This is a genomic window from Hyphomicrobium methylovorum (assembly GCF_013626205.1).
In the GTDB taxonomy this organism is placed as follows: domain Bacteria; phylum Pseudomonadota; class Alphaproteobacteria; order Rhizobiales; family Hyphomicrobiaceae; genus Hyphomicrobium_B; species Hyphomicrobium_B methylovorum.
In genome coordinates, this window is sequence record NZ_QHJE01000001.1 from 1,568,448 (window position 1) to 1,590,972 (window position 22,525).

The following is a 22,525-nucleotide window of genomic DNA, read 5'->3' on the forward strand; positions in this document are numbered from 1 at the left end:
TTTCCTCACGTTAACCGGCACAACCCGCCGGATTTGTCCAACATATGACCCCGGGGGATCACCGTTTCAAGGTGGCAGGCGTTAGAAAACCTTACCTAATCTGCTCTTAAGTATGGCACTGGCCGGGCCCGAAGCACGGCCCAGGTTCCCAGCGCACCAAAAACAGAGATCATCAGTGCAGCAACAGTCAGGGTGGTCAAAACCGCGGCTGGTGTAAAGACGAAATCGAGCTCCAGGATGCGTGTGACCGCGATCCAGGCCACGAGACCTCCCACAACCGTCGATACCAGGGCCGCAATGAGGGCCAGCAGCGCATATTCATAGCCATGCACTTTGAGGATTTGGCGACGGCGCGCGCCGATGGTTTTCAAAATTACCGCTTCGAGCGTTCGCCGCCGCTGCGCGGCCGCGAGTGCCCCGGCAAGCACCAATGCTCCGGCCGCCAGCGTGACGCTGCCTGCCGCCTCAACGGCGATCATGACCTTTTCGAAAATTTTGCTGAATTGCTCGATGGCGTCGCGCACGCGCACAGCGCTGACGGACGGGAACGTCTTTCCAAGGTCGCGGACCATGGCCGACTCGTCCTGGCGCGAGGTGCCTTCCGGCAGACGCAACGTCGCCAGGAGATTATGCGGCGCGGCGCGAAGCGTATTCGGCGTGAACACCATCACAAAGTTCAGTGACAAACTTTCCCAGTTCACCTCTCTGAGATTTGCGACTTTTGCGTCGACGTTCCGGCCAAGCACGTTGACGGTTACCGAGTCGCCGATCTTTAAGCCCAGCTTGTGCGCGATTTCGGTTTCAAACGAAACGAGCGGCGGACCGTCGTAGTCTTTGCTCCACCACGTGCCTTCCGTAACTTTCGATCCGTCCGGCACAGTGTCGGAGTAGCTGAGGCCGCGGTCTCCATTCATCACCCAGCCGATGTCGGCCGGAACTTTCAGATTTTCGACCGGAACACCACGCACGGCGACCATGCGTCCGCGCAGCATCGGCGCGTCGTACAGCTTCGCCTTTGGAACGAACGTATCGATCCGCGTTTTCAAAGCGCCGAAGTCATTAGGACTTATGTCGAGCAGGAAATAATCGGGCGCTTCTTCAGGTAGCCGCTCTTGAAGGTCGGCGACGAGCGCCGCGTTGGAAAGCGCCACGGCTACAAGGATCGACAAACCCGTGCCGAGCGACAGGACGACAGACCGCGTTAGCCCGTCGGGCGCCGCGATATTGCGCAACGCGAGCGCCAGCTCGGGTGAACGCGGTCGCGGCAGACGCGCCGCCAAGCGAGCAACAAATCCGCCAAGCCAGCCGAAGACCGCCAGCATCAAAGCAAGACCGGCGGCGACGTAGAGCGCGATCTTCGGAGGATCAGACGTCAGAACCGCAACACCGACCAGCAGTGCAACCGTGACCGCCGTTGCCGCCATGATCGCGGCGCGCGGACGTCCTCCGGCCGTGCTCATGGAATTGCGAAACAAGACCGCCGCGCGCACGTTCTCAACCCGGCCAAGGGGCCAAAGCGCGAAGACCAGCGCGACGAGGACGCCATAGAGCGTTGCGATTCCCAAGCTTCGCGGCGAGACGACAAGGTCCGCGCGAACAGGCAAGAGATCCCCGTAGAAATAATCGACGAGCGGAGGCACCGCCATGCCGCAAAGCAAGCCAATGCCTATGCCGATCGCGCTCATCAAAAGGATCTGGACGAGAAAAATCGAGATGATCTGGCTGCCCGTCGCGCCGACGCTGCGCAATGTGGCGATCACCTTCACGCGTTTGTCCACGTATGTCGCGACGGCATTGGCAATGCCGACACCGCCGACGAGCAGCGACGCGAGGCCGATCAGAATAAGGAATTGGCGCAGACGTTCGAGCGTGCGCGTCACCTGCGGCGACGGGTTGTAGCGGTCAATGCTGGAAAAGCCCGCTTCGGGCAATTTTTCGCTGACGGATTTGCGAAGCTGAGCAAGCGCCTCAGCATCCGACGGCGCGTCAGCCGGAAGTTTCAAAGCGTACCGCCAGCGAATAAGCGTTCCGGGTTTCACCAACCCCGTCTGCTCGAGCGTTGCGAGCGACATGAACATGCGTGGACCGTACGTCATGCGATCGGCCACGGCGTCTGGTTCTGACGCCAGAATCCCGGCGACCTTCACCTCAGCGTCGCCGATGCGGACATTGTCACCGATTTTGATGTTCAGCCTTTCGGCGAGCATCGGATCGAGCACGGCGCCGTTGCCGGCGATCGCGGCGGCGAATGGTTTGTCGCCTTCCAGCGTGACGGATCCGGTGAGCGGATATGCGTCGTCGACGGCTTTCAGCTCTGTCAGCGCTTGATCGGATCCATCGAGACGCCGCGCCATCGAGCGCATTGTTGCCGTTTCGCTCACGCGACCTAGGGCGTGTAATGTCTCCAGCTCCTGCGCCGTTGCCCGCGTATGCGAGCGCGCAAAGGTGACGTCGCCTCCGAGGATCGTTTCGCCCTGGCTGGCGAGACCGGCGCGCAACGCGTCGGCAAGCGCGCCGACCGCGGCGATGACCATGACGCCCAGCGCAAGACAGGCGATGAAAATGCGAAACCCTTTGAAGCCCGCACGCAATTCGCGAAGGCCAAGTCGCAGAATATCAACGGTCCCTGCGCGGCGGACGGCGCGCGTCGACTCCGTCGTCGAAGCCATCGTCATGACGATACCGCGCGGGTGGCCACATTGGTCAGTTCGTCGGAAACGATGTTGCCGTCGGCCATGCGGATGACGCGATCAGCCATAGCTGCGAGGCGTTCGTCGTGCGTAACGATAATCATCGTCGCGTTGCGCCGGGCGTGCGCGCCGAAAAGAAGCTCTACGATCTGGCGGCCTGTGCGGCCGTCCAAGTTGCCGGTCGGCTCATCGGCCAGCACGATGCGCGGCTGGCGCACGAGCGCGCGGGCAATCGCCACCCGTTGCTGTTCACCGCCAGACAACTCCGCCGGGAAATGATCGACGCGTTCAGCCAGCCCCACCTCTTTCAAGAGCTGATGCGCGTTGTCGAACGCGTTCGCTTCGCCTGCGAGCTCCATGGGGAGCGCGACGTTTTCGAGCGCCGTCATCGTCGGTACCAGATGGAATGACTGGAATATGACGCCCATGTCAGCGCCACGGAGCAGGGCGAGTTCGTCTTCCGACATCGCAGCCAGGGACTTCCCTGCGGCGACGACCTTGCCGCCCGTTGCCTGTTCGAGCCCCGCCATCACCATCAAGAGCGACGTCTTGCCCGATCCCGACGGGCCGAGGATCGCGGCCGACTGACCTCGCGGCACCGTCAACGAAACGCCGCGTAAAATGTGCACGGGCCCGGCTTTGCTTGTCAGCGTCAATTGGACATTATCGAGTTCGATGATGGGGTCGCTCAAGCTGCGTGCCTTTGTTTGAATGAAAGAATCTCGACGCCCGGACTTGTTTCGCCGAATTCGAGGCTATACGTCAGCATCATGATGTGCGCGATGGGTGGGGCCGAAAAATGAACGTGCTCGAACCGATCCGGATGCTGGCTTTGGCAATCGTACTCTCGTTGCTTTCCTCCCCCTTGTCGGCAGTGGACGCCGCGGACGTACCAACGACGCCTGTTACGATCCTGGCGTTCGGCGACAGCCTGACGGCGGGTTACGGCGTAAAGGCCACGGAGGCCTTCCCGGCGCAGCTTCAGATGGCACTCGAAGCGAAAGGCTACAAGGTCACCGTGCTCAATGGCGGCGTTTCCGGGGATACGACGTCGGGCGGCGCCCAGCGGCTTGACTGGGCGCTGGAGCCGCCGCCGGATGGCGTGATCCTGGAACTTGGCGCGAACGACGCGTTGCGCGGCATCGATCCAAAAGAGCCGCGCGCCAATCTCGACGCCATGCTGGAAAAGCTGAAAGCCAAAAACATTGCCGTGCTGATCGCGGGCATGCGTGCGCCGAACAATTGGGGCGCCGACTATTCGAAAGCTTTCGATGCAATCTATCCGGATCTCGCGGCGAAATACGGCTATCCGCTGTATCCGTTTTTTCTTGATGGCGTTGCTCTCGACCGGAGCTTTTCGCAATCTGACGGACTGCATCCGACAGCAGCGGGCATCGCGGAGATCGTGAAACGCATTCTGCCCGAGGTCGAAACCTTGGTGCAGACGATTGCCCAGCGCAAGACGTCGGTAAAGTAACGGCGCGCCGCTGTCCGTTTCGAGTTTCGACAACGAGCGAGGTGTTCAAATGCCCCGATTGTTCAGCGCTATCGAAATTCCCGACGACATCGGGGACGACCTTCACCGCATGCGTGTGCCGCTGCCCGGCGCGCGCTGGATCACGCCCGAGAGCTACCACATCACGTTGCGGTTTGCGGGCGACATCGGCAACGCGGAAGCGCGCGAATTGATGGCCAATCTTGCGCGTATCGAGACTGACGGGTTCGAGCTTCGCCTTTCGGGCCTCGGCGTTTTCGGCGGCGACAATCCGCACAGTCTTTGGGCCGGGCTTGAGCCGGAGCCGAAGCTCGATGAGCTGGCGCGGGCCCATGAGAAGGCGGCCCGAAATGCAGGCCTACCGCCGGATACGCGCGCCTTTCGTCCGCATGTCACGCTCGCGCGCCTCAGGCATTCGGACCCTGAAGCGATCGCGCGATTCCTCACGCGAAACGGCGGCTATAAGTCAGAACCGTTCTTTGTAACGCGCATCGTTCTTATGTCGTCGCGGCCGGGTGTCGGCGGCGGGCCGTACGGCATCGAAGACACGTATCCGGTGCGCGGAATGGAGTTTCTTTCAGGAGACGGCGAAGCCGCGTGGTGATGGCGGCCTCGAGGCGGCGTTGCCTCCCCACTCACCAAGCGTCGTCGCTCACTTCCAGTTTGTGAAAGAGTGCGCGACGGCCGGCTCTGCCGGACATGCTCGTGTCGCTTTCAAAGTATTCGCGCGCGGCGGCGGCCGAGATCTCGGCGCTGGCTTTCGCGCCCTGCGCTGCAGCCAGGCTGGCCGCAAGAGCGTCCCGGTTGCGCTGAGCTTCTATCTCTTTGACAGCGTAGTCGCGATGGCGCTCCTTGGCTTCCGCTGACCAGGGCGCTGCGCGGCAGGCACATCCGGGTTTTGCGCCAGCCTGAAAAGCGAAGGCGTTCGCTTCGTTCGCATACTTGCGGCCGTCGAGATCGATCATCGTCGCCGGAGCGCCGCGGCCCCTTGGAAAATAGAAGAGACGCGCTTCCGATTGACAGGCCGAACGGCAGGCATTTGCGTCAGCAGCAAAATTTTCGCGCACGGCATTCTGCCGGATCGGGAAATAAAATCCATCGCACGAGCGCACGCACATCGTCTGATAAAGCTCGGAAGCGACGGATGGTGTCTTCGCCGTGGGATCAATCGGTGGCTCCGCCGAGGCCGCGCCTGCGAATGCATTTACAATCGCGATGAACGCAGCTTGGCGCGACATACGCCGTCGAGCGTGGGGAGCGACTGACATTTCCGGCGGCCTGTGAAACGCAAATTCGGCAACGCCTGAAATAATCGCGGTAGTGGAAAGATTGCTTGAATTCGAAATCAACAATTCAAGCGTTCTGCGGGTGGTCAGGTTCCTATCGTCAACACAACCTTACCGGCCGCCTCGCGCCGGTCCAAAATCGCAAGCGCATCCTTGATCGAATCGAGTGCATAAAGCCCATGGGTCACCGGCTTCAAACGTCCGTCTGCGACCCACTCCAGAAGCTGGCGCATGTTTGCCCGATGTCCCGCTGGGTCGCGCCGGACCGAGTCACCCCAGAAGACGCCCGATGCCTCGGCGCCCTTGAGCATAAGAAGATTGAGCGGGATTTTTGGAATTTCGCCCGAAGCGAAGCCGACGACGAGAAACCGCCCTTGCCAGCGAAGCGCGCGCAGCAACGGCTCGGACACCGGCCCACCAACACAATCGTAAATGATGTCCGCACCATCGCCGCCCGTCAGCGCGCGAACACCGGCCTTCAAATCGGTAGATGGAAATTCGAGGGTCTCGTCCGCGCCCGCAGCGGTTGCGATGGCGCATTTTTCCGGCGAGGACGCAACGGCAATGACGCGCGCGCCCATGAGCTTGGCGATCTCGACGGCGGCTTGGCCCGCGCCGCCTGCTGCGCCGGTGACGACGACTGTTTCGCCCGGCTGCAACCTGCCGCGGTCACGCAAGCCATGGATCGCCGTTCCGAACGTCACCGGCAATCCGGCGGCCGTCGTCAGCGGGACGGCGTCAGGCACCGTGATGAGGGCTTCGAGATCGACGGCGATCTTCTCGGCGGCACCGCCCCAGTTCACATAGGCCATGACGCGTTGTCCCAGCGCGAGCCCTGCGCCTTCGCCGGAAATGTGTTCGATTTCTCCGGCGATCTCGGCGCCCGGTGAGAACGGCAGCTCCGGCTTGAACTGGTATTTGCCGCGCGTAATCAGCGTGTCCGCGAAGTTGAGGCCCACCGCTTTCACGCGCACGATCGCCTGTCCCGGCTTCGCGTGCGGCTCTGGCACATCTTCGATGACGAGGCCGGGCGGTCCGTCAAGAGTCTTGCATAGAGCGGCCTTCATATGAGACGTCCCCTTCCATTCTCCTCTCTGACAGTCATGAGCGCGACGCGATGTCAAGAAATGCAACGGTTTGGCCTCCGCTTCCCAAGGGCTATTTCGCCATTGGCGCCGAGCGGATGTCGAAATCGCTTAATCTCGGAAACCTGATGCGGTCGGCGCACGCGTTTGGCGCGAGCTTCACGTTTACCGTCGGTGCGACATACCGGGCTGCCGAAGCGCACGCCGATACGTCCAAGAGCCAGCTGCACCTGCCGCACTACAATTGGCAGACTCTCGACGAGCTTGCCCTTCCAGGTGGCTGCAAGCTCGTCGGCATCGAACTGCTGGACGAGGCAATCGACTTGCCGAGCTTCCGTCATCCTCTCCGCGCGGCTTATGTGCTCGGGCCGGAGCTTGGCTCTTTGTCGCCGCCGCTCGTCGAAAGGTGTGACTACGTCGTCAAAATCCCTTCGCGGTTCTGCATCAATGTTGCGATGGCGGGGGCAATCGTGATGTATGACCGCATGAAATCTCTCGCACGTTTTGCAGATCGTCCGGTGCGGGAAGGAGGGCCCTGAATGCAGGTCACGCGACGTTTCGTTGCGACCTTGATTGTTGCACTATCCGCCGTTACCGCGGCGCATGGAGACGAAGCTGTGTCACAGGTCGAGACATTCGGCGACTGGACGCTGCTTGCCGATTCTGAATCGCCGCATCTCTTCTGCTTCGTCACCAGCGAAGCGCGCGCCAGCTCTCCCAAGGACAGTCATCGCGAGACACCCCGCGCCTATATCTCGGCTTGGCCGAAGGATGGCATTCGCGCCGAAGTCAGCTTCCGCGTGGGCTATCGTTTCGAGAAGGGCGCGGAAGGGAACGTCGCTGTTGGAAGCGCGAATTTCGAGATATTCGGCACGGACCACCGCGCATTTGTCTCCGAGCCAACGCAAGAGCTGAAGTTGATCGAGGCTATGCGCAAGGGCAACACGATGACCGTTGCCTCTTCTTCCGACGATGGCTCACACATAACCGATACGTATTCGCTTTACGGGCTCGGCCTCGCACTGCAGAGACTGCAAACGCTTTGCTTCTGAAGTCCGGCTAGCTTCGTCCATTGGATCGCACGTGGACGTAGATCGCACCCTCGCCGCCGTGCTGGATTGCGGCAACCGTGTACCCGACCACGATGGCGCGCAGTTCCGGTTCGTCGAGCCAGCGCGGTACATTTCGTTTCAGGATGCCGCGCTCGCGTTCCATGCCGCCGTGCTCGGCTGGGCCCGTGGTTTTGCCTTTGCCGGTAATCACCAACACGTAGCGCAATTGGCGCGTCTGGCAGCGAAATAAAAATGCGCGGAGCGCAGCGTGCGCTTCGTCCTGGCGCATCCCGTGTAAATCTATGCGCGCTTCGATCTCGATACGGCCGATGCGGATCTTGCGTGCGTTCTTTCGATCGATCGCGGCGATCGGAGGCGGCTCGCTCGAGCGTTTGACCGGTGCGGTTCGCGGTTGCGCGCGTTCGACGGCAGGTGTTGGGCTGGCTGGTTTTTTTGAAGATGTTTTTGTCTTCGAGGGTGGAAGGGCGAGCGCCTCTGCCTGATCGAGAAGCACGCGCCCCTTGGCACGCTTCAGCGGCTCGATGCTGGCCGCCGTGTAGCTCCAAACCGCATCATCGTCATCGTGGCTCACCGCTGGCGATTTGCGGCTGCGCGTACCGGTTGGCTTTTTCACGGACGACGATCCGCTTTGCGTCCACTCAGCGGCTGATCCCGCGGAATGAGGACGATGAAAGTGCCCGGTTCCTTTGTGATTCCTGCAAGACGCCCAGCTTTGTCTCCCGAACCGAAATAAATATCGCCGCGCTGGGGACCTTTGATTGCGGAGCCGACGTCGTGCGCGATCATCAGGCGGTGAAAGCCACCGGACTTGGTCGCGTGCGTGAGTTTCGGTGCTTCGACGAAGATCGGCGTTCCGAGAACATGAAACGCGGTGTCGACGGCCAAGCTGCGGCCCGTCTGAAGCGGAATGTTGTTCGCGCCGATCGGCCCCTTCGCGTCGCTGCCGGTAAGCTCACGAAAGAACACATACGACTTGTTGTGCCACATCAGCTCTCGGCCGCGGATGGCATCAGCGCGCAACCATTGCTTCAGCGCCTGCAGCGACATCGTTTCGGCGGTGAGTTCGCCCCGGTCGATCAGCACGCGGCCGATGGATGTATACGGGTATCCATTCTTGCCATCGTAGGCGACGCGGATCTCCGTGCCGTCCGGCAGTTGCACGCGGCCGGAGCCCTGGACCTGCAGGAAGAAGACGTCCACAGGGTCCTTGAAGTAGACGAGCTCAAGCCCCTTGCCCTCGAGGCCACCCTGCTCGATCTCGGCGCGCGTCAGATACGGCTTCTTCGTTCCGCTCCCCAAGTCACGCATATGCGTGAAGGCCGCGGTTGTTGCACCACGCTCGCTTTCGGCGACGATGTTCACGAGGTCTGACGGGCGACGATAAATCGGTGTCGCAAATTCCGCGTCCTGCTTTCGTGCCCCTTTGATGAGGGGCTCGTAATAGCCGGTGAGGAGGCCCGTTCCTGTCGGAGAAACGACCCTGTTCGGCGCGAAATGGGTTTCGAAAAAGTGCCGGGCGTCGTGGCGGGTGCGGACTTTCTTTGCCGCGCCCGCTGAGAGGGCACGGCGGCAGACATTCAACAGCGCCGAGACCGGTGGCGCGGCCTGAGAGGCTGGGGCGCGCGGCGGCGCAGAGAGCACTGCGTCGCACGATGAGAGAAACGCCTTCCAGGCGAGGAGATGATCGTCCTCTCGCCAACCAGGAATGGCGCTATAGGGGATTGGCGCGTAGCTGACCGCATTCGATGGCATGGCGGCTTTGGGCTTTTTGGGTGAGGCCTCGGCGGCGTTGGAGCTGCCATGGTCTAGCGGAAAAGTGCCCGTCAGCAACCCCGCCGTAACGGCGGCGAAGCCTACAAACAGCCGCCGTCGTCGCGTCCCGATCACGAGCCCTCGTCGCCTGACCCGTTGTCCAAGCCTTCCTGCCGCCCTGGCAGCGGTTAAGACCGCCAGTGCACGGATTCTGGCCTAATTCGGCGCTTGTGTCGCGTCCAATCGCCAATTGAGATCGGAGCGGGCACGCGCGGTCGAGACATCACGGCAGAACGTCCAGATGTCGGTCACGTCCGTGATGGTCTGCGGATCGCCGGAGATGACGTTGCCGGTCTTGTCGCGGACCGCCGAAATCAGCTCGCTGGCGAAGCGCACCGTCAAATAGGCGACGCCGCCCTTGAGTTCGGCTTCGATGATCTCAGCCTTCTTGATGCCGACGAACTGCTGATCCACCGTTTCTTCGCGCGATTCACGGTCGGCGATGGCCGCAGTGAAGCCGTCGAGCACGTCCTTGCTCAACAGGTCCCTCAACATGCGGCGATTGCCTTCCGCAAAGGCGGAGACGATCATTTCGTAGGCTTGGCCAGCGCCCGTCAGGAAGGCATCGGGATCGAGCGCCGGATCGAGCTTTGCGATCTCGAGGAGGCCCGCCGTTACCGCAGGATCGGTCGCCGGATAGGCCTTGATGCGTGTTTCGGCGTTCGCGGTCAGCGTCTCAGCCGTCGCGGCAGGTGCTGGAACATCCCGGTCGCGACGCGGCATCGTGATGACATCGGCCGAGCCCGATTCCGGTCCCGCGCGCTGCCTTGCTTCCCGTTCCCGGGTCTTCAGGCGCTCAACACGTTGTTCATCCTCATCCGTACGGTGGCCGAGCACGCTGCGCAGCTTAATGATGGCGGCGACGGCCACAACGAGGGCAATCAGGGTGATAATATCAAATTGGCCAGACATTTCTTTAGGCTTATGCCTCCGGGTGGGCAGGGGCTGAGTGAGTATACCGCGTCGAATTGCCCGCCATGCTAGCACCGTATGTAGGGATGCGACGACGGTATTTGTACGTTGAACGTCTAACAGCTTTCGTTCGGCTGGTCTTCCGACAGCTTCGTCTAAAGAAGAACGTCTTTGGGCACTTTACGATACGAATACGGTTGAAACGCTTAATGGAGGCGGGTCCGTGGCGGTGACGGGCGGATTAAGTCCGCGTTAAGGTGCCGCAAGCCCCATCTGCGAGAGCACATGTCCCGAGCCCTCAAAACTGCGATCGTCCTCTTTCTCTGCGCGCTGCCCTTGATCGAGCTCGCGCTGCTGGTCCGTATCGGCCAGGCAATCGGGCTCGGCTGGCTCGCGGTCATTATTCTTGGCACCGCGTTTCTTGGCGCCGGGATTATCCGGCATGTCGGGCTATCGGTCTTTGAACGCGGGCTTTCGAGGCTTGGCTCCGAGCGCGAGAGTTTTCCGCCGCTGTTCGATGGGTTCCTGAAGGTCCTCGCCGGATTGTTTCTGATCTTTCCTGGCGTGATCGCGGACGCAATCGGACTTGTGCTGCTGATCCCGCAGGTGCGCTCGTTCGTTATTCATACCGGGGTGTTGAAACTCGTTCGGCTGTTTCACTATCAAGCCGAGGCGGGGCGCGGGTCATTCCGGTCTGCCTCACGCGGAGAACCGGCGGCCGACGCTGACGGCATCGTGATCGAAGGTGAATATGAGCGCGTGAGCGAGCGGCCGGTTGGCGCGGGACGCTCGGTTCAGCCCCGGCGGCGCAACGGCTGATCAATTGCGAAATGTCCGGCGTAGCGCGGGAAGGGTTCCGTTGCGCGGCTGGGCATGACGTGGTAGCGACCCCGCTAACATTGGCTAAATATAATCAAGAGGGTGGAATGGCTGAGAATGGAAACGGCGCCGCAGGTGCAACGTCTGAGACGGCACCGCCGCCGATTCAAGCCAAGATCGTCAGCCAGTATGTGAAGGATCTTTCGTTCGAAAATCCGAACGTGCGCAAACTGATCTCGGGCAAGGGCGACCAGCCGAACATTCAGGTTGAAGTGAACGTCGGCGCCCAGCGCGTCGAGAATGATCTGTTCGAAAGTTCGATCGAGTTCAAGGCGACAGCAACGAACAACCTCGGCACCATCTACGTCATCGAGACCGTGTATGCGGGCCTGATGAAAATCGAAAGCATCCCGGAAGAGTCGCTTGAGCCGTTCCTGCTCATCTCCGGGCCGACAATGGTTTTCCCATTTCTGCGCCGCCTCGTTGCTGACGTGACGCGCGAAGGCGGGTTCCCGCCGCTGCTTCTCGATCCGATCGATTTTGCGTCGCTTTACATGCGCCGGCAGCAACAGCAGCAGGCCGAAGCGTCAAAAGCCAACGCTTAAGCTGACGACCATTCAGAGAAGTTCGGGCCTGATTTAAGCAGCCCGAACCTTTTCCCAGATCCGAAGCCAAAGCGACTTTTCTCCCATCGCCTCGATAAACGCGTGATGTGCCGCGACATCGGCCTCCGTCACGCGCGAGGGCAATGGTGTGGGGCGCGCTTTGGCGGCGACACGCTTTCCCGGACGCCGGTCAGCGGATGCCAATGCGGTGTTGGCGGTTTGCAGGCCGAACGTCGCCTGACGCTCTCCAAGCAACTCCACATAGACTTCGGCCAGCAACAAACTATCGACCAACGCGCCATGCTTCGTGCGCTTGGAATTGTCGATGCCATAGCGTTTGCAGAGCGCATCGAGTGAGTTCGGTCCTGCCGGATGGCGGCGGCGCGCAAGCGCGAGCGTATCGACGACGCGATCAAAGCTCAGTGGATTTTGCCGTTCGCGCTGCAGTTCGAAATTCAAGAACATCACGTCAAACTGAGCGTTGTGAATGACGAGTTGGTCGTCGCCGATGAACGCCAGAAAGTCTTTCATGACATCGCGGAACAGCGGCTTTCCGATCAGGAACTCCGTCGATATGCCATGAATTCTCTGCGCTTCTTCCGGCACATTGCGTTCGGGATTGATAAAGCAGTGGTACTCGCGACCCGTCGGGATGCGGTTGAACAATTCAACCGCGCCGATTTCAATGAGCCGATCTCCGGTCTTTGGATCGAGGCCTGTCGTTTCCGTATCGAGAACGATTTCGCGTATCGTCACAGTCTTCGAGTCCCATCAGTTACGCCAATAACGGTCGAATGCTTCGCCGTTACGCGCGCGAATCTTAGCGATGATGAGATCGATCTGCCTGTGGCAGTTTTCGACGGTTTCTCCAGTGTCCACAATATAATCAGCGCGGGCGCGCTTTTGGTCTTCCGGCAACTGACGTGCGACGACGGTTGCGAATTTTTCCGCCGTCATGCCAGGCCTTTCGAGAACGCGCTGGCGTTGTATCTCGCGCGTTGTGGTGACGACGATTTTCACATCGACCGCGGAGTCACCACCTGCTTCGAACAGCAACGGCACTTCAAGAACGGCCATTTCGGCGCCGCGCGCATGTTCCGCCTGCAGAAACTGACGTTCCGATGCGCGCACCCGCGGATGGACGATGGCTTCGAGATCCTTGAAACGCTCCGGTGATTTCAATAGCGCTGCCGAGAGCGCCACGCGATCGACCTTGCCGTCGTGCGTCGTGCCGGGGAAGGCGTTTTTGATCTCTTCCGAGAGCGGACCAGCATAGAGGCGATGCACTTCTCCGTCGGCATCGAACACGGCGATACCCCGTTCGCGGAAGCGCTGGGCGGCGGTCGATTTGCCCATGCCGATCGAGCCGGTTAGTCCTATCACCAACATCACGACCCGCCGATTTCTTGCACAATATGCGCGCGCAGAGCGGGTGTGACGTCCGGGCGAACGCCGAACCATTTCTCAAATCCCGGCACTGCCTGATGCAGCAGCATACCCAGACCATCAACGGTTGCGAGACGTTGCTCGCGCGCCGATTTCAGAAACGGCGTTTCGAGCGGCACATAAACGAGATCAGCGGCAACTGCCGTTTTCGGAGCATTGGCAAAATCGATGTCCGGATTACCGTCGCCATTCAACCCGAGCGTGGTTGTGTTGATAATCAACGCGGCGTTCGAGACGTGATCGTTGCGCTCGTCCCAGCGCAACGGCGTTACGCCCTTGCTGAAATGCGTGGCGAGTTCTGTGGCTCGTTCCAGCGAGCGATTGAACACACGTATGTCTTCGCGTCCTGCCTGAAGCAGTCCGTACACGACGGCACGCGCTGAACCGCCGGCGCCGAGCACGAGGACGGGGCCGCTATTTTCTCGCCATTGCGGAGCGGTCGCGTCGAGGTTGGCCATAAACCCGTAGGTGTCGGTATTGGCGCACGCCAGGCGCCCGTTTTCGAACCAGACCGTATTGGCGGCGCCGACTGCAGTGGCTGACGGATCGTGGATAACTGCCGCTGCGAACGTCTTTTCCTTATGCGGTACCGTGACGTTGCAGCCAGCAAAACCCTGCACTTCGAGCGAGGCCAGAAATGCGTTCAGGTCCTTCGGAAGGACGGCCTCTTTCGTATAAGACCCCTCGATGCCGTAAAGGTGAAGCCAGAAATTATGGATGAGGGGCGAACGCGAATGCGCGATGGGCCAGCCGATGACACACGCACGTTTCATGCGAGCACCATGTTCTCATCGCGAAGGCATGCGAGCAACGGTAGCAATGGCAAACCGAGGATGGTGAAATAATCGCCTTCGATGCGTTCGAATAGCTGCACGCCGAGACCTTCCAGTTCGTAACAACCGACGCACGAGAGAATACGCTCGCCAGAATTTTCCAGATAGCTTTCGAGGAATGCCGTCGAAAAATTTCGCATCGTGAGTTTTGCCGTGTCACTCGATTGCCAAACGACTGCGCCGTTGCGCGCGAGCGCTACCGCAGAGACGAGCATGTGTGATTTTCCACGCAACTCCAAAAGCGTTTGCCGTGCGCCGGATATCGAATGCTCTTTCGACAGTATGCGGTTTTCGAAAGCCAGCACCTGATCCGCGCCAATAACCAATGCTTCGGGATATGCTCGCGATACGGCCTGAGCTTTTTCCGATGCGAGCAAACCGGCGATCGCGGCCGGCGAAACATCTTTGCCCGAGGCTTCTGCGGCGGTGCGGATAGCCGGTTCATCAACATCCGCCGGCACGACACGAAACGTCAGTCCGGCGGCTTCCAGCATGGATCGGCGAGCGGCGCTTCCGGATGCAAGAATGAGGCGGTTCGCCTCAGACATGAGATCGCTCCGGCTCGGGTTTGGTGCCAGCTTTGCGATCATGCAGGAGCTTTAGAATCATCGTTGCCGATTCTTCGATCGAACGGCGCGTCACATCTATAATCGGCCAGCCGTACTGCGCCGCTAGCCGACGCGTGTATGCGATTTCCGCGGTTATCGCGTCGCGATCAACGTATGTTTCGAGATCGCGATCCGCCATCAGCATCGCGCGGTTGCGGCGCACGTCCGCGATTCGATCGACGTTTGCAATAAGACAGACAACAAAAGCGGTGTGCGGCTCCAAGAGTTCGTGCGGCAGTTCGACCTGCGGAACGAGCGGCAGGTTCGTCGTTTTGTATCCGCGCTGGGCGAGATAGAGACTCGTCGGTGTCTTCGAGGTGCGCGATATGCCGAGCAGGATAATGTCGGCGTCGCTCAAGTTGTCGGGCAAACGTCCATCATCATGCGCCATCGTGAAGTTCATCGCGTCGATGCGACGGAAATAGTCGGCATCGAGAACATGCTGGCCAGCAACTGTCGGCGTTTGCGGCGCTCCGAGATAACTTTCGAACACCTGCATGATCGGCCGGAGTACAGCGAGGCAGGGAATTTTCAGCGCCTGACAATGCTTCTCGAGTTCATCAGCAAGCGCCTTATTGACGACCGTATAGAGAACGATGCCGGGTTCCTGTGCGATGTCCGTCAGAACACGTTTCAACTGGCGGTTTGTTCGCACCAACGGATGCACGTGTTCGATTGCGCGGGTGTTTTGATACTGCACCGTGGCGGCTTTTGCGATCGCGACGAGCGTTTCGCCGGTCGAGTCTGAAACAAGGTGCATGTGGAACATGCTGGGCAACGCCATGGCCGGCACCTCACAAATATCAGGACGTGAGCCTGTTCAAAACTCGCTCGTTATACAGGGCGCGGGGCGTGCGGGGCCGGGTTGAGAGAACAACTATCGTTTCATCCTCGTCGATACCCACATCTCGGCAAAGGCGAAAGACATTCTCCGTGCAATCCGGCATCCCAAGGGACAAGCGATCTGTCCGATGCTCCTACCGGTGTTGTCAACATCCTCTGCACGCGGGTTGGTGATGCAGGAAAGAAGCAAGTTTTTGATTTTCTGGCGATATTGGCGTCTATTGCCGAACCGGCCGAAAACACACTATCGGTCGTGCCTGAGGATTTGCCGTGTGGATGACTTGTGGGCTAGTCGGGGAGTGAGGGGTAACCCCCGAAACCCACGGCGCTAAGAGTCATAAGAGTAACCTTTAAGAAATCTGATTTTCTAAAGTGAAGGGAGTGAAGTGGTGCGTGACATGGACGGGGAGCACCCCGAGCGAAAGTTTCTCGCGCCCTTCACTGGCAAGCCGATGGCACCGCCTCCGGTCTGGCTGATGCGCCAGGCGGGACGGTATCTGCCGGAGTACCGGCAGGTTCGTGCCGAGGCCGGGGGATTTCTCGATCTGTGCTACACGCCGCGGCTCGCCACCGAGGTAACGCTGCAACCGATCCGCCGGTTCGGGTTCGATGCTGCGATTTTGTTTTCGGATATTTTGGTCGTCCCGGATGCGCTGGGGCAGGCGGTTCGGTTTGCGGAAGGCGAAGGCCCTCGGCTTGACCCCATTCGCGGTGTTGAAGATTTGAACCGACTCGACGTATCGAGAACGGGGCCGAAGTTTTCGCTCGTGTGGGAGACGGTCGAACGGTTACGCCAAGAGCTGCCGCAGGAAACGGCATTGATTGGTTTTTGTGGGGCGCCGTGGACGGTGGCGACCTATGTGGTTGGGGGACGGGGATCGACGGATCAGGCCGCGGCGCGGACATGGGCTTATCGCGATCCGGCTGGTTTCCAGCAGCTCATCGATACGCTGGTGGATGCGTCGATCGCGTATCTTTCGGGCCAGGTTGAAGCGGGTGCGGATGTTTTGCAGATCTTCGACAGTTGGGCCGGGAGCTTGGCTGAAGATCAATTCACACGGTGGGTGATCGAGCCGACGGCGAAGATCGTCATGCGGGTGAAGGCGCGCTATCCGCATGTTCCGATCATTGGATTTCCGCGCGGATCGACTGCGGAATTGCAGCGGTTCGTTGAGCTGACCGGCGTCGATGGGGTTAGTTGCGATACGAGTTGTCCGTTGAGTGCGATGCAGAAGGTTGCGGAACGTGGAACGGTTGCACAGGGGAATCTCGATCCGTTGCTTCTTGTCGAAGGTGGCAGTGCCCTTGACCGGCGCGTTGATGAGATCCGATCGGCCATGAACGGGTTGCCGTTCGTCTTCAATCTCGGCCACGGCATCGTGCCTGAAACGCCGCCGGAAAATGTCGGGCGGCTCGTCTCGCGGTTGAGAGAAGCTGTATGAGTTCGACTGAACCGAAGGTCCAGGATCACGTTGCGAAGCGCGCCATCGCTGCGCTGCTTGTGACGGCGGTTGTTGCCGCGATCCTGATTTTCGGTATTGGCGATCCGGCCTATCCGTGGATCAAAGCGCTGCATGTCATCGCGATTATTTCGTGGATGGCCGGCATGCTCTATCTGCCGCGGCTGTTCGTTTATCACTCTGAAGCGCCTGTCGGCTCACCGCAGTCGGAAATTTTCAAAGTGATGGAAGGGCGGCTTTTGCGCCTGATCATCAATCCGGCGATGATCTTCGCCTGGGTGCTGGGTCTCTGGCTTGCCTGGCGCGGCGGGTATTGGTCGGCGCCGTGGTTCCACGGAAAGCTGGTGCTGGTCATTCTGATGTCTGGTTTGCACGGGCACCTTTCGGCGGCGACGCGCGCCTTTCGCGATGACCGAAACGTGAAGACGGCGCGTCATTGGCGGATCGTCAACGAAATCCCGGCCCTGCTGATGATCGGGATTGTGATCCTGGCGATCGTGAAGCCCTGGAGCGGTTGAATGTTCAGACCCAGCGCAAAAACGGACGCTGGCTCTCCATGCTCAAACTGATGCGCAGGCTCCCATATTGATCTCTTTTCAGGCGCTGGCGGATCTGATATAGAGCGCTCGTCCTCATAAGGATTTTGGCCGACGGCCCCGTTTCGACGCGGTTATGCAACCCGTCAACGTCCCGCAACATTATGACAAGGCGCCCGCCTTGCCGCCGTTCGGCCAGCTCATTCCACTTCCTCACCACTATCTACGCCGCATTGAGCGGTGCTCTTCGGAGTTCTTTCCCAGATGAAACAAATGAAGCTCGAGGACTTGAAGGGGAAAACCCCCGCCGAGCTCGTCACCTTTGCCGAAGAGGCGGGTGTTGAGAATGCCTCGACCCTGCGCAAGCAGGAGCTCATGTTCGCGACGCTGAAACAGCTCGCCACGCAAGAAACGGAAATCACGGCGGTTGGCGTCGTGGAAGTTTTGCAGGACGGTTTCGGTTTCCTACGGTCGCCTGAGGCCAACTACCTGCCCGGGCCAGATGATATTTATGTTTCGCCCTCACAGATCCGGCGCTTTGCGCTGCGCACCGGCGATACCGTCGAAGGGCAGATCCGCTCGCCGAAGGAAGGCGAACGCTACTTCGCATTGCTCAAGGTTTCGAACGTCAATTTCGAAGATCCGGAGAAGGCGAAGCACAAGAGCCACTTCGACAACCTGACGCCGCTTTATCCAACGAAGTGGCTGAAGCTCGAAATCGAAGATCCGACGATCAAGGATTTCTCGTCGCGTGTCATCGATATCGTGTCGCCACTCGGCAAGGGCCAGCGCGCACTGATCGTGGCGCCGCCGCGCACCGGTAAGACCGTGCTGCTGCAGAACATTGCGCATTCGATCACGGCCAATCACCCAGAATGCTATCTGATCGTTCTGCTGATCGACGAACGTCCGGAAGAAGTCACAGACATGCAGCGCTCAGTGAAGGGCGAAGTCATTTCGTCGACGTTCGATGAGCCGCCGTCTCGACACGTTCAGGTCTCGGAGATGGTGATCGAGAAAGCTAAGCGTCTCGTTGAGCATAAGCGGGACGTCGTTATTCTCCTCGACTCGATTACGCGTCTTGGTCGTGCCTACAACACGGTTGTTCCGTCTTCCGGCAAGGTGCTGACGGGCGGCGTCGACTCGAATGCGTTGCAGAGGCCGAAGCGCTTCTTCGGCGCGGCGCGCAATATCGAAGAAGGCGGCTCGCTGACCATCATCGCGACGGCGCTGATCGATACCGGCTCGCGCATGGACGAAGTGATCTTCGAAGAGTTCAAGGGTACAGGCAACTCGGAAATCATCCTGGATCGGAAGGTCTCCGACAAGCGCGTGTTCCCGGCGATCGACGTCGCTCGCTCTGGAACGCGCAAGGAAGACCTGCTGGTGCCGCGCGATCAGCTCAAGAAGGTCTACGTGCTCCGCCGCATCCTGAACCCGATGGGCACGATGGACGCGATCGAGTTCCTGATCGACAAGCTGCGCTCGACCAAGACAAACGGCGAGTTCTTCCAGTCGATGAACACCTAAGCTCAGCGCTTCAGGTTGTATGCGAATATGAAAAGGCCGCCTCGTATTGGGCGGCTTTTTTGTTGCTTGGGATGCGCTACTTGGTTCAGCAACCCATGTTCGGTGGAACGCAAGGGTCAGCCTAGTTCACAAGTTATCCACAGATAACCAGTGGGATGGCAGGCGCGAAAGCTCATGAAACGCTTCAAGAAAGCGGTCTGAGTTGTAAGAGCTGTGGATAAATTCGGGTAGGGGCTGGCGATACCGGGTTATCCGGCTACCAGGCATTGTCGGATCCTACCACGATCGGTGCTGCGAGCAGTCCGGGAACCTGCCAGCGGACCGATATCTACCGGCAGGTCGAAAGCGGAAAGTTACTCCGCCGCCTGAATCATGGCGCGGGCTTCCTGCGCGGGCGTCTGCTTTTCAGCGAGCTTCTTGTAGCGTTCGGGCTCGCCCTTCCCGGGTTCGTAGATGAACGGCAGCATCATCTGTTCGACGAAGCTCTTCGGGAAATGCGGAAGCTCATCGATGCCCATATCCTTTGAGGTGATGGGGCGCGGCGGTTTCTCGTGGAACGTGCCGAGCAGCTTATCCCAGACCGTCAGCAAGAGGCCAAAGTTGCAGTCACCCTCGGTGCCCCAGTTCACGTGATGGAGGTGATGGATCCGGCCGATCGACAGGTGCGGGGTCAGCGGTCCGAGCCGGGCATCGACGTTGGAATGCTGCACGATCAGCGTGATCGAAATCAGGAAGCCGAGAACGACCGCCACGTGCACGGGCATACCCATGATGACGAGCGGCATGTTGCCGATCACCATGTCGAGGATCTGATGCAGCGGATGGCGGATGACGCCATTCAATCCATAGAGGCGGCCGACGCCATGATGCACGGAGTGCAGTCGCCACAGCGTTGGATAGCGGTGGCTGAGATAGTGCATCATCATGAAGGCGAAGTCGGCGACTAGGAACGCCATCAGCACTTGCGCCCACATCGGCCATTCGGTCGGCCACAAGCCCTGGAACGGGAACAGCCAGCAGATGACAGGAATGAGAAGCACACCATTCATCGCTGACATCTCGTAAGCGATGACGTGGAAGATGTTCGTCTGCGTGTCGCCGTGTTCGGCGTTGTCGTTCCATTCGGTATAGAACGGCGCAATGCGCTCTGCGGCGAACGCGGTGACATACGCGACGCCAAGCAACGGCAGTATCAGCAGATAGGCCCATGTATGGCCCTCCGCGATGACGAGCTCCGAAACAATCCAATAGGCAACACCCGTCAACCCGATCATCATGAAGGGGGCGTAGCCGTATCGAACAATTGCGCGCAGTGCATTCATGTCAGCAAAACTCCAGGGCCTCCATCTTGGCCCGTACGCCGGCTTTCGCCAAGCGTTAGAACTCCGAGACGTTTCAACGCGGTAAAGGCCTATGCTTCCATCGGCGTTCCAGTGCGGACTTGCCGCAGCCTTTCGGCCAAGGCGGCATTCGTCTGGATGGGCAATCCGCAGACCGGACCAACGCAGACGTAAGCCGTTGATTTGCCGTCAATTGGGGTTTTTCCGCTGAGCGGCGAGCCGGTCTCCGCGAGGTCTCCGCGGCTGACGAACTCAAGCGCGCCTGGCAGCGAGATTGTCTTGAGCACATTTGCGAGAGCATCGTCTTTCGCAAGGCAGATGCCCACTTGAACCATGCCATCCAAATCCAATTCGGCGGCCAACAACCCACAATGGCCGATCGGCGCGCGGGCGACAGACGGAGCGAATGCCTTCTGAATTTCACGGGCGCGCTTCTCATAAGCGGCGTCACCCGTGATGGTGGCCAGTGCCAGAAGATTTGAAAGTTGTATGGGGTTAGCATTCGGCGTCGCATCGTCATTCGCCGATTTCATGCGAACGATGAGATCGGTGGTGTCATCGGCTGAGGTGAAATAGCCCCCGGCGGATTCGTCCCAATAGTGCGCGTCGAGCGTCCGGGTCCACGCTTTGGCATGCGCGAGATACGTTTCGGAGCCGGTGGCTTCAAACAGGCGGAGGGCCGCCCACGTCATGTTCGCGAAATCAGATGCAGTGGCTGGCGCTTTGGCGAGATTGGCGCGATAGGCGTGAAAGAGCCGGGACGCGTCCTTCGTGGCGGCGAGCTTCGTGACGATCGCTTCGAATGCGCGCTCAGCGACCTTCAACCAGTTCGGTTCGTCGAAGACGATCGCGGCGCGGGCCAAGGCGGCGATCATCAATCCGTTCCAGTCGGCGAGGATCTTGTCGTCCCAACCGGGACGGATGCGCTGCCCGCGACGCTCAAGAAGTTTGGCGCGCAATGTTGCGAGGTGCGCTTCTTCTTCATGTGAAAGACGCGCCATCTGATCCAGGCGATTGAGGATGGTCGCGCCCTCGAAGTTTCCTTCCGGCGTCACGCCATAGGTGCGCGCGAAGAATGCAGCATCCTCTGAGCCGAGGACGTCTGCGATTTCGGATGCGCTCCAGACGTAGAACTTGCCTTCTTCGCCTTCGCTGTCCGCGTCGAGAGATGACGCAAATCCTCCGGACTCGCCGATCATTTCGCGTTCGAGCCAGGCGACCGTTTCTGCAACGCGCGCAGCGAATAACGGCTCCTGTGTTTCGCGCCAGACCTCCGTCAACAGATCGATCAAAAGAGCGTTGTCGTAGAGCATTTTCTCGAAGTGCGGCACGAGCCAATTCTCATCGACCGAATAGCGCGCGAAGCCACCGCCGAGATGATCGTAGATGCCGCCCTGGCAGATGTTGCGTAACGTGATGATGACAGCGTGACGTGCACTCTCATCATCGAAGCGGATACCTGCGCGCCAGAGCAACCAGAAGATACTTCGCTGCGGAAACTTGGGAGCGCCGGAGAGACCGCCGCGCGTGATGTCTGTGGCGCGGACGAGTGCGGCGGCGACGTCCTTCATGGAAGGTTTCGCTGAAGTGTTTTCACCATCGCTTTCGTGTCCGTCTGCGCGCAGCGACGCGATCAGAGCTTCCGCATTCTTGCGCACGTTCTCAGGCTGACTTTGGAAGGCCTCAGCGATGCGCAACAGGACAGCGACGAATGCCGGTCGCCCATATGCGGACTCACGCGGGAAGTATGTTCCGCCCCAGAAGGGTCGTGCATCGCTGTCGAGAAACATCGTCAGCGGCCAACCGCCTTGCTCTCCGAGACGATGCAATGCGCCCATGTAGATCGCATCGATATCGGGGCGTTCCTCGCGGTCCACTTTGATGTTCACGAACAGCTCGTTCATGACGTTCGCGGTGCCGACGTCTTCGAAGCTTTCATGCGCCATGACATGGCACCAGTGGCAGGCCGCATAGCCGACCGAAAGAAGGATCGGTTTGCCGGTTCGCTTTGCCTCGGCCAGTGCGTCCGGTTCCCATGCCCACCAGTGAACCGGGTTGTCCTTGTGCTGCAGAAGGTAAGGGCTCGTTTCGTATTGCAGACGATTTTCACTCATCGAGACAGGGCACCTTTGCTGGATCGGTTGCGCACGAG

General features: G+C 59.9%; 23 protein-coding genes. 9 read left to right on the top strand and 14 right to left on the bottom strand.

All coding sequences use genetic code 11. The features are described 5' to 3' along the window. Positions 1 to 95: 95 nt before the first annotated feature. On the bottom strand, positions 96 to 2,675 hold the full coding sequence (locus DLM45_RS07655; RefSeq protein ID WP_181336568.1) for an ABC transporter permease: 2,580 nt from the start codon (positions 2,673 to 2,675) through the stop codon (positions 96 to 98). After that, positions 2,672 to 3,382: an ABC transporter ATP-binding protein gene (locus DLM45_RS07660; RefSeq protein WP_181336569.1), complete on the bottom strand. Its 711-nt coding sequence runs from the start codon at positions 3,380 to 3,382 to the stop codon at positions 2,672 to 2,674. Before DLM45_RS07660 ends, DLM45_RS07655 begins: the two co-directional genes overlap by 4 nt. Positions 3,383 to 3,489: 107 nt before the next feature. Here DLM45_RS07660 and DLM45_RS07665 point away from each other — a divergent pair, with 107 nt between their 5' ends. Both DLM45_RS07665 and thpR read left to right on the top strand, forming a co-directional pair. Then, complete coding sequence (locus DLM45_RS07665; RefSeq protein ID WP_181336570.1) at positions 3,490 to 4,167, top strand: arylesterase; 678 nt, start codon at positions 3,490 to 3,492, stop codon at positions 4,165 to 4,167. A gap of 49 nt (positions 4,168 to 4,216) precedes the next feature. Beyond that, positions 4,217 to 4,789, top strand: coding sequence for an RNA 2',3'-cyclic phosphodiesterase (gene thpR, locus DLM45_RS07670; RefSeq protein WP_181336571.1), 573 nt, complete (start codon positions 4,217 to 4,219; stop codon positions 4,787 to 4,789). Positions 4,790 to 4,820: 31 nt separating this feature from the next. Here the strand turns inward: thpR and DLM45_RS07675 are convergent, their stop codons facing one another. Further along, positions 4,821 to 5,423 carry a DUF2865 domain-containing protein gene (locus tag DLM45_RS07675; RefSeq protein WP_181336572.1) on the bottom strand — a complete coding sequence of 201 codons (603 nt, stop codon included), beginning with the start codon at positions 5,421 to 5,423 and terminating at the stop codon, positions 4,821 to 4,823. 134 nt (positions 5,424 to 5,557) lie between these two features. Beyond that, positions 5,558 to 6,538: an NADPH:quinone oxidoreductase family protein gene (locus DLM45_RS07680; protein WP_181336573.1), complete on the bottom strand. Its 981-nt coding sequence runs from the start codon at positions 6,536 to 6,538 to the stop codon at positions 5,558 to 5,560. 50 nt (positions 6,539 to 6,588) lie between these two features. Between DLM45_RS07680 and DLM45_RS07685 the strand changes: the two genes are divergently transcribed. Next, positions 6,589 to 7,095, top strand: a complete 507-nt coding sequence (locus tag DLM45_RS07685; protein WP_181336574.1) for an RNA methyltransferase — start codon at positions 6,589 to 6,591, stop codon at positions 7,093 to 7,095. Then, positions 7,096 to 7,608 carry an invasion associated locus B family protein gene (locus DLM45_RS07690; protein ID WP_181336575.1) on the top strand — a complete coding sequence of 171 codons (513 nt, stop codon included), beginning with the start codon at positions 7,096 to 7,098 and terminating at the stop codon, positions 7,606 to 7,608. It abuts the gene before it with no gap. Between the two features lie 7 nt (positions 7,609 to 7,615). On the opposite strand, the gene DLM45_RS16630 is transcribed toward DLM45_RS07690, so the two are convergent. The 3 genes from DLM45_RS16630 to DLM45_RS07705 all read right to left on the bottom strand — a co-directional run bounded on the left by DLM45_RS16630 (position 7,616) and on the right by DLM45_RS07705 (position 10,353). Continuing rightward, on the bottom strand, positions 7,616 to 8,242 hold the full coding sequence (locus DLM45_RS16630; protein WP_181336576.1) for a Smr/MutS family protein: 627 nt from the start codon (positions 8,240 to 8,242) through the stop codon (positions 7,616 to 7,618). Beyond that, entirely contained in the window at positions 8,239 to 9,516 is a 1,278-nt protein-coding gene (gene mltA / locus DLM45_RS07700; protein ID WP_343062256.1) for a murein transglycosylase A, read from the bottom strand. The genes DLM45_RS16630 and mltA overlap by 4 nt, the downstream gene beginning before the upstream one ends. Positions 9,517 to 9,597: 81 nt before the next feature. Further along, entirely contained in the window at positions 9,598 to 10,353 is a 756-nt protein-coding gene (locus tag DLM45_RS07705) for a Tim44/TimA family putative adaptor protein (protein WP_181336577.1), read from the bottom strand. A gap of 285 nt (positions 10,354 to 10,638) precedes the next feature. On the opposite strand from DLM45_RS07705, the gene DLM45_RS07710 reads away from it, so the two are divergent. Beyond that, on the top strand, positions 10,639 to 11,172 hold the full coding sequence (locus DLM45_RS07710) for an FxsA family protein (RefSeq protein WP_181336578.1): 534 nt from the start codon (positions 10,639 to 10,641) through the stop codon (positions 11,170 to 11,172). Between the two features lie 107 nt (positions 11,173 to 11,279). Further along, a complete protein-coding gene (secB, locus tag DLM45_RS07715) occupies positions 11,280 to 11,777 on the top strand; it encodes a protein-export chaperone SecB (protein WP_181336579.1) in 498 nt (165 codons plus the stop codon). 33 nt (positions 11,778 to 11,810) lie between these two features. On the opposite strand, the gene dnaQ is transcribed toward secB, so the two are convergent. The 5 genes from dnaQ to DLM45_RS07740 are packed head-to-tail and all read right to left on the bottom strand — an operon-like array spanning position 11,811 to position 15,448. Further along, on the bottom strand, positions 11,811 to 12,527 hold the full coding sequence (gene dnaQ, locus DLM45_RS07720; protein ID WP_181338230.1) for a DNA polymerase III subunit epsilon: 717 nt from the start codon (positions 12,525 to 12,527) through the stop codon (positions 11,811 to 11,813). Positions 12,528 to 12,548: 21 nt separating this feature from the next. Continuing rightward, complete coding sequence (coaE, locus tag DLM45_RS07725) at positions 12,549 to 13,166, bottom strand: dephospho-CoA kinase (RefSeq protein WP_181338231.1); 618 nt, start codon at positions 13,164 to 13,166, stop codon at positions 12,549 to 12,551. Continuing rightward, positions 13,166 to 13,996, bottom strand: a complete 831-nt coding sequence (locus DLM45_RS07730; protein ID WP_181336580.1) for a shikimate dehydrogenase — start codon at positions 13,994 to 13,996, stop codon at positions 13,166 to 13,168. Before DLM45_RS07730 ends, coaE begins: the two co-directional genes overlap by 1 nt. After that, positions 13,993 to 14,604 carry a Maf family protein gene (locus tag DLM45_RS07735; protein WP_181336581.1) on the bottom strand — a complete coding sequence of 204 codons (612 nt, stop codon included), beginning with the start codon at positions 14,602 to 14,604 and terminating at the stop codon, positions 13,993 to 13,995. The genes DLM45_RS07730 and DLM45_RS07735 overlap by 4 nt, the downstream gene beginning before the upstream one ends. Further along, positions 14,597 to 15,448 (bottom strand): pyruvate, water dikinase regulatory protein, encoded by an 852-nt coding sequence (locus DLM45_RS07740; protein WP_181336582.1) that lies wholly within the window; start codon positions 15,446 to 15,448, stop codon positions 14,597 to 14,599. Before DLM45_RS07740 ends, DLM45_RS07735 begins: the two co-directional genes overlap by 8 nt. A 457-nt stretch (positions 15,449 to 15,905) precedes the next feature. Between DLM45_RS07740 and hemE the strand changes: the two genes are divergently transcribed. From hemE to rho, 3 genes are all read left to right on the top strand, one after another. Next, positions 15,906 to 16,949, top strand: a complete 1,044-nt coding sequence (gene hemE, locus DLM45_RS07745) for a uroporphyrinogen decarboxylase (protein WP_181338232.1) — start codon at positions 15,906 to 15,908, stop codon at positions 16,947 to 16,949. Next, positions 16,946 to 17,485, top strand: coding sequence for a protoporphyrinogen oxidase HemJ (gene hemJ / locus DLM45_RS07750; RefSeq protein WP_181336583.1), 540 nt, complete (start codon positions 16,946 to 16,948; stop codon positions 17,483 to 17,485). Before hemE ends, hemJ begins: the two co-directional genes overlap by 4 nt. 282 nt (positions 17,486 to 17,767) lie before the next feature. After that, the gene (rho, locus tag DLM45_RS07755) at positions 17,768 to 19,033 is read left to right on the top strand and encodes a transcription termination factor Rho (protein WP_181336584.1); all 1,266 of its coding nucleotides are present in this window, start codon (positions 17,768 to 17,770) and stop codon (positions 19,031 to 19,033) included. Between the two features lie 353 nt (positions 19,034 to 19,386). On the opposite strand, the gene DLM45_RS07760 is transcribed toward rho, so the two are convergent. Further along, positions 19,387 to 20,355, bottom strand: a complete 969-nt coding sequence (locus DLM45_RS07760) for a sterol desaturase family protein (protein WP_181336585.1) — start codon at positions 20,353 to 20,355, stop codon at positions 19,387 to 19,389. 89 nt (positions 20,356 to 20,444) lie between these two features. Continuing rightward, entirely contained in the window at positions 20,445 to 22,487 is a 2,043-nt protein-coding gene (locus tag DLM45_RS07765) for a thioredoxin domain-containing protein (protein WP_181336586.1), read from the bottom strand. Positions 22,488 to 22,525 lie beyond the last annotated feature (38 nt).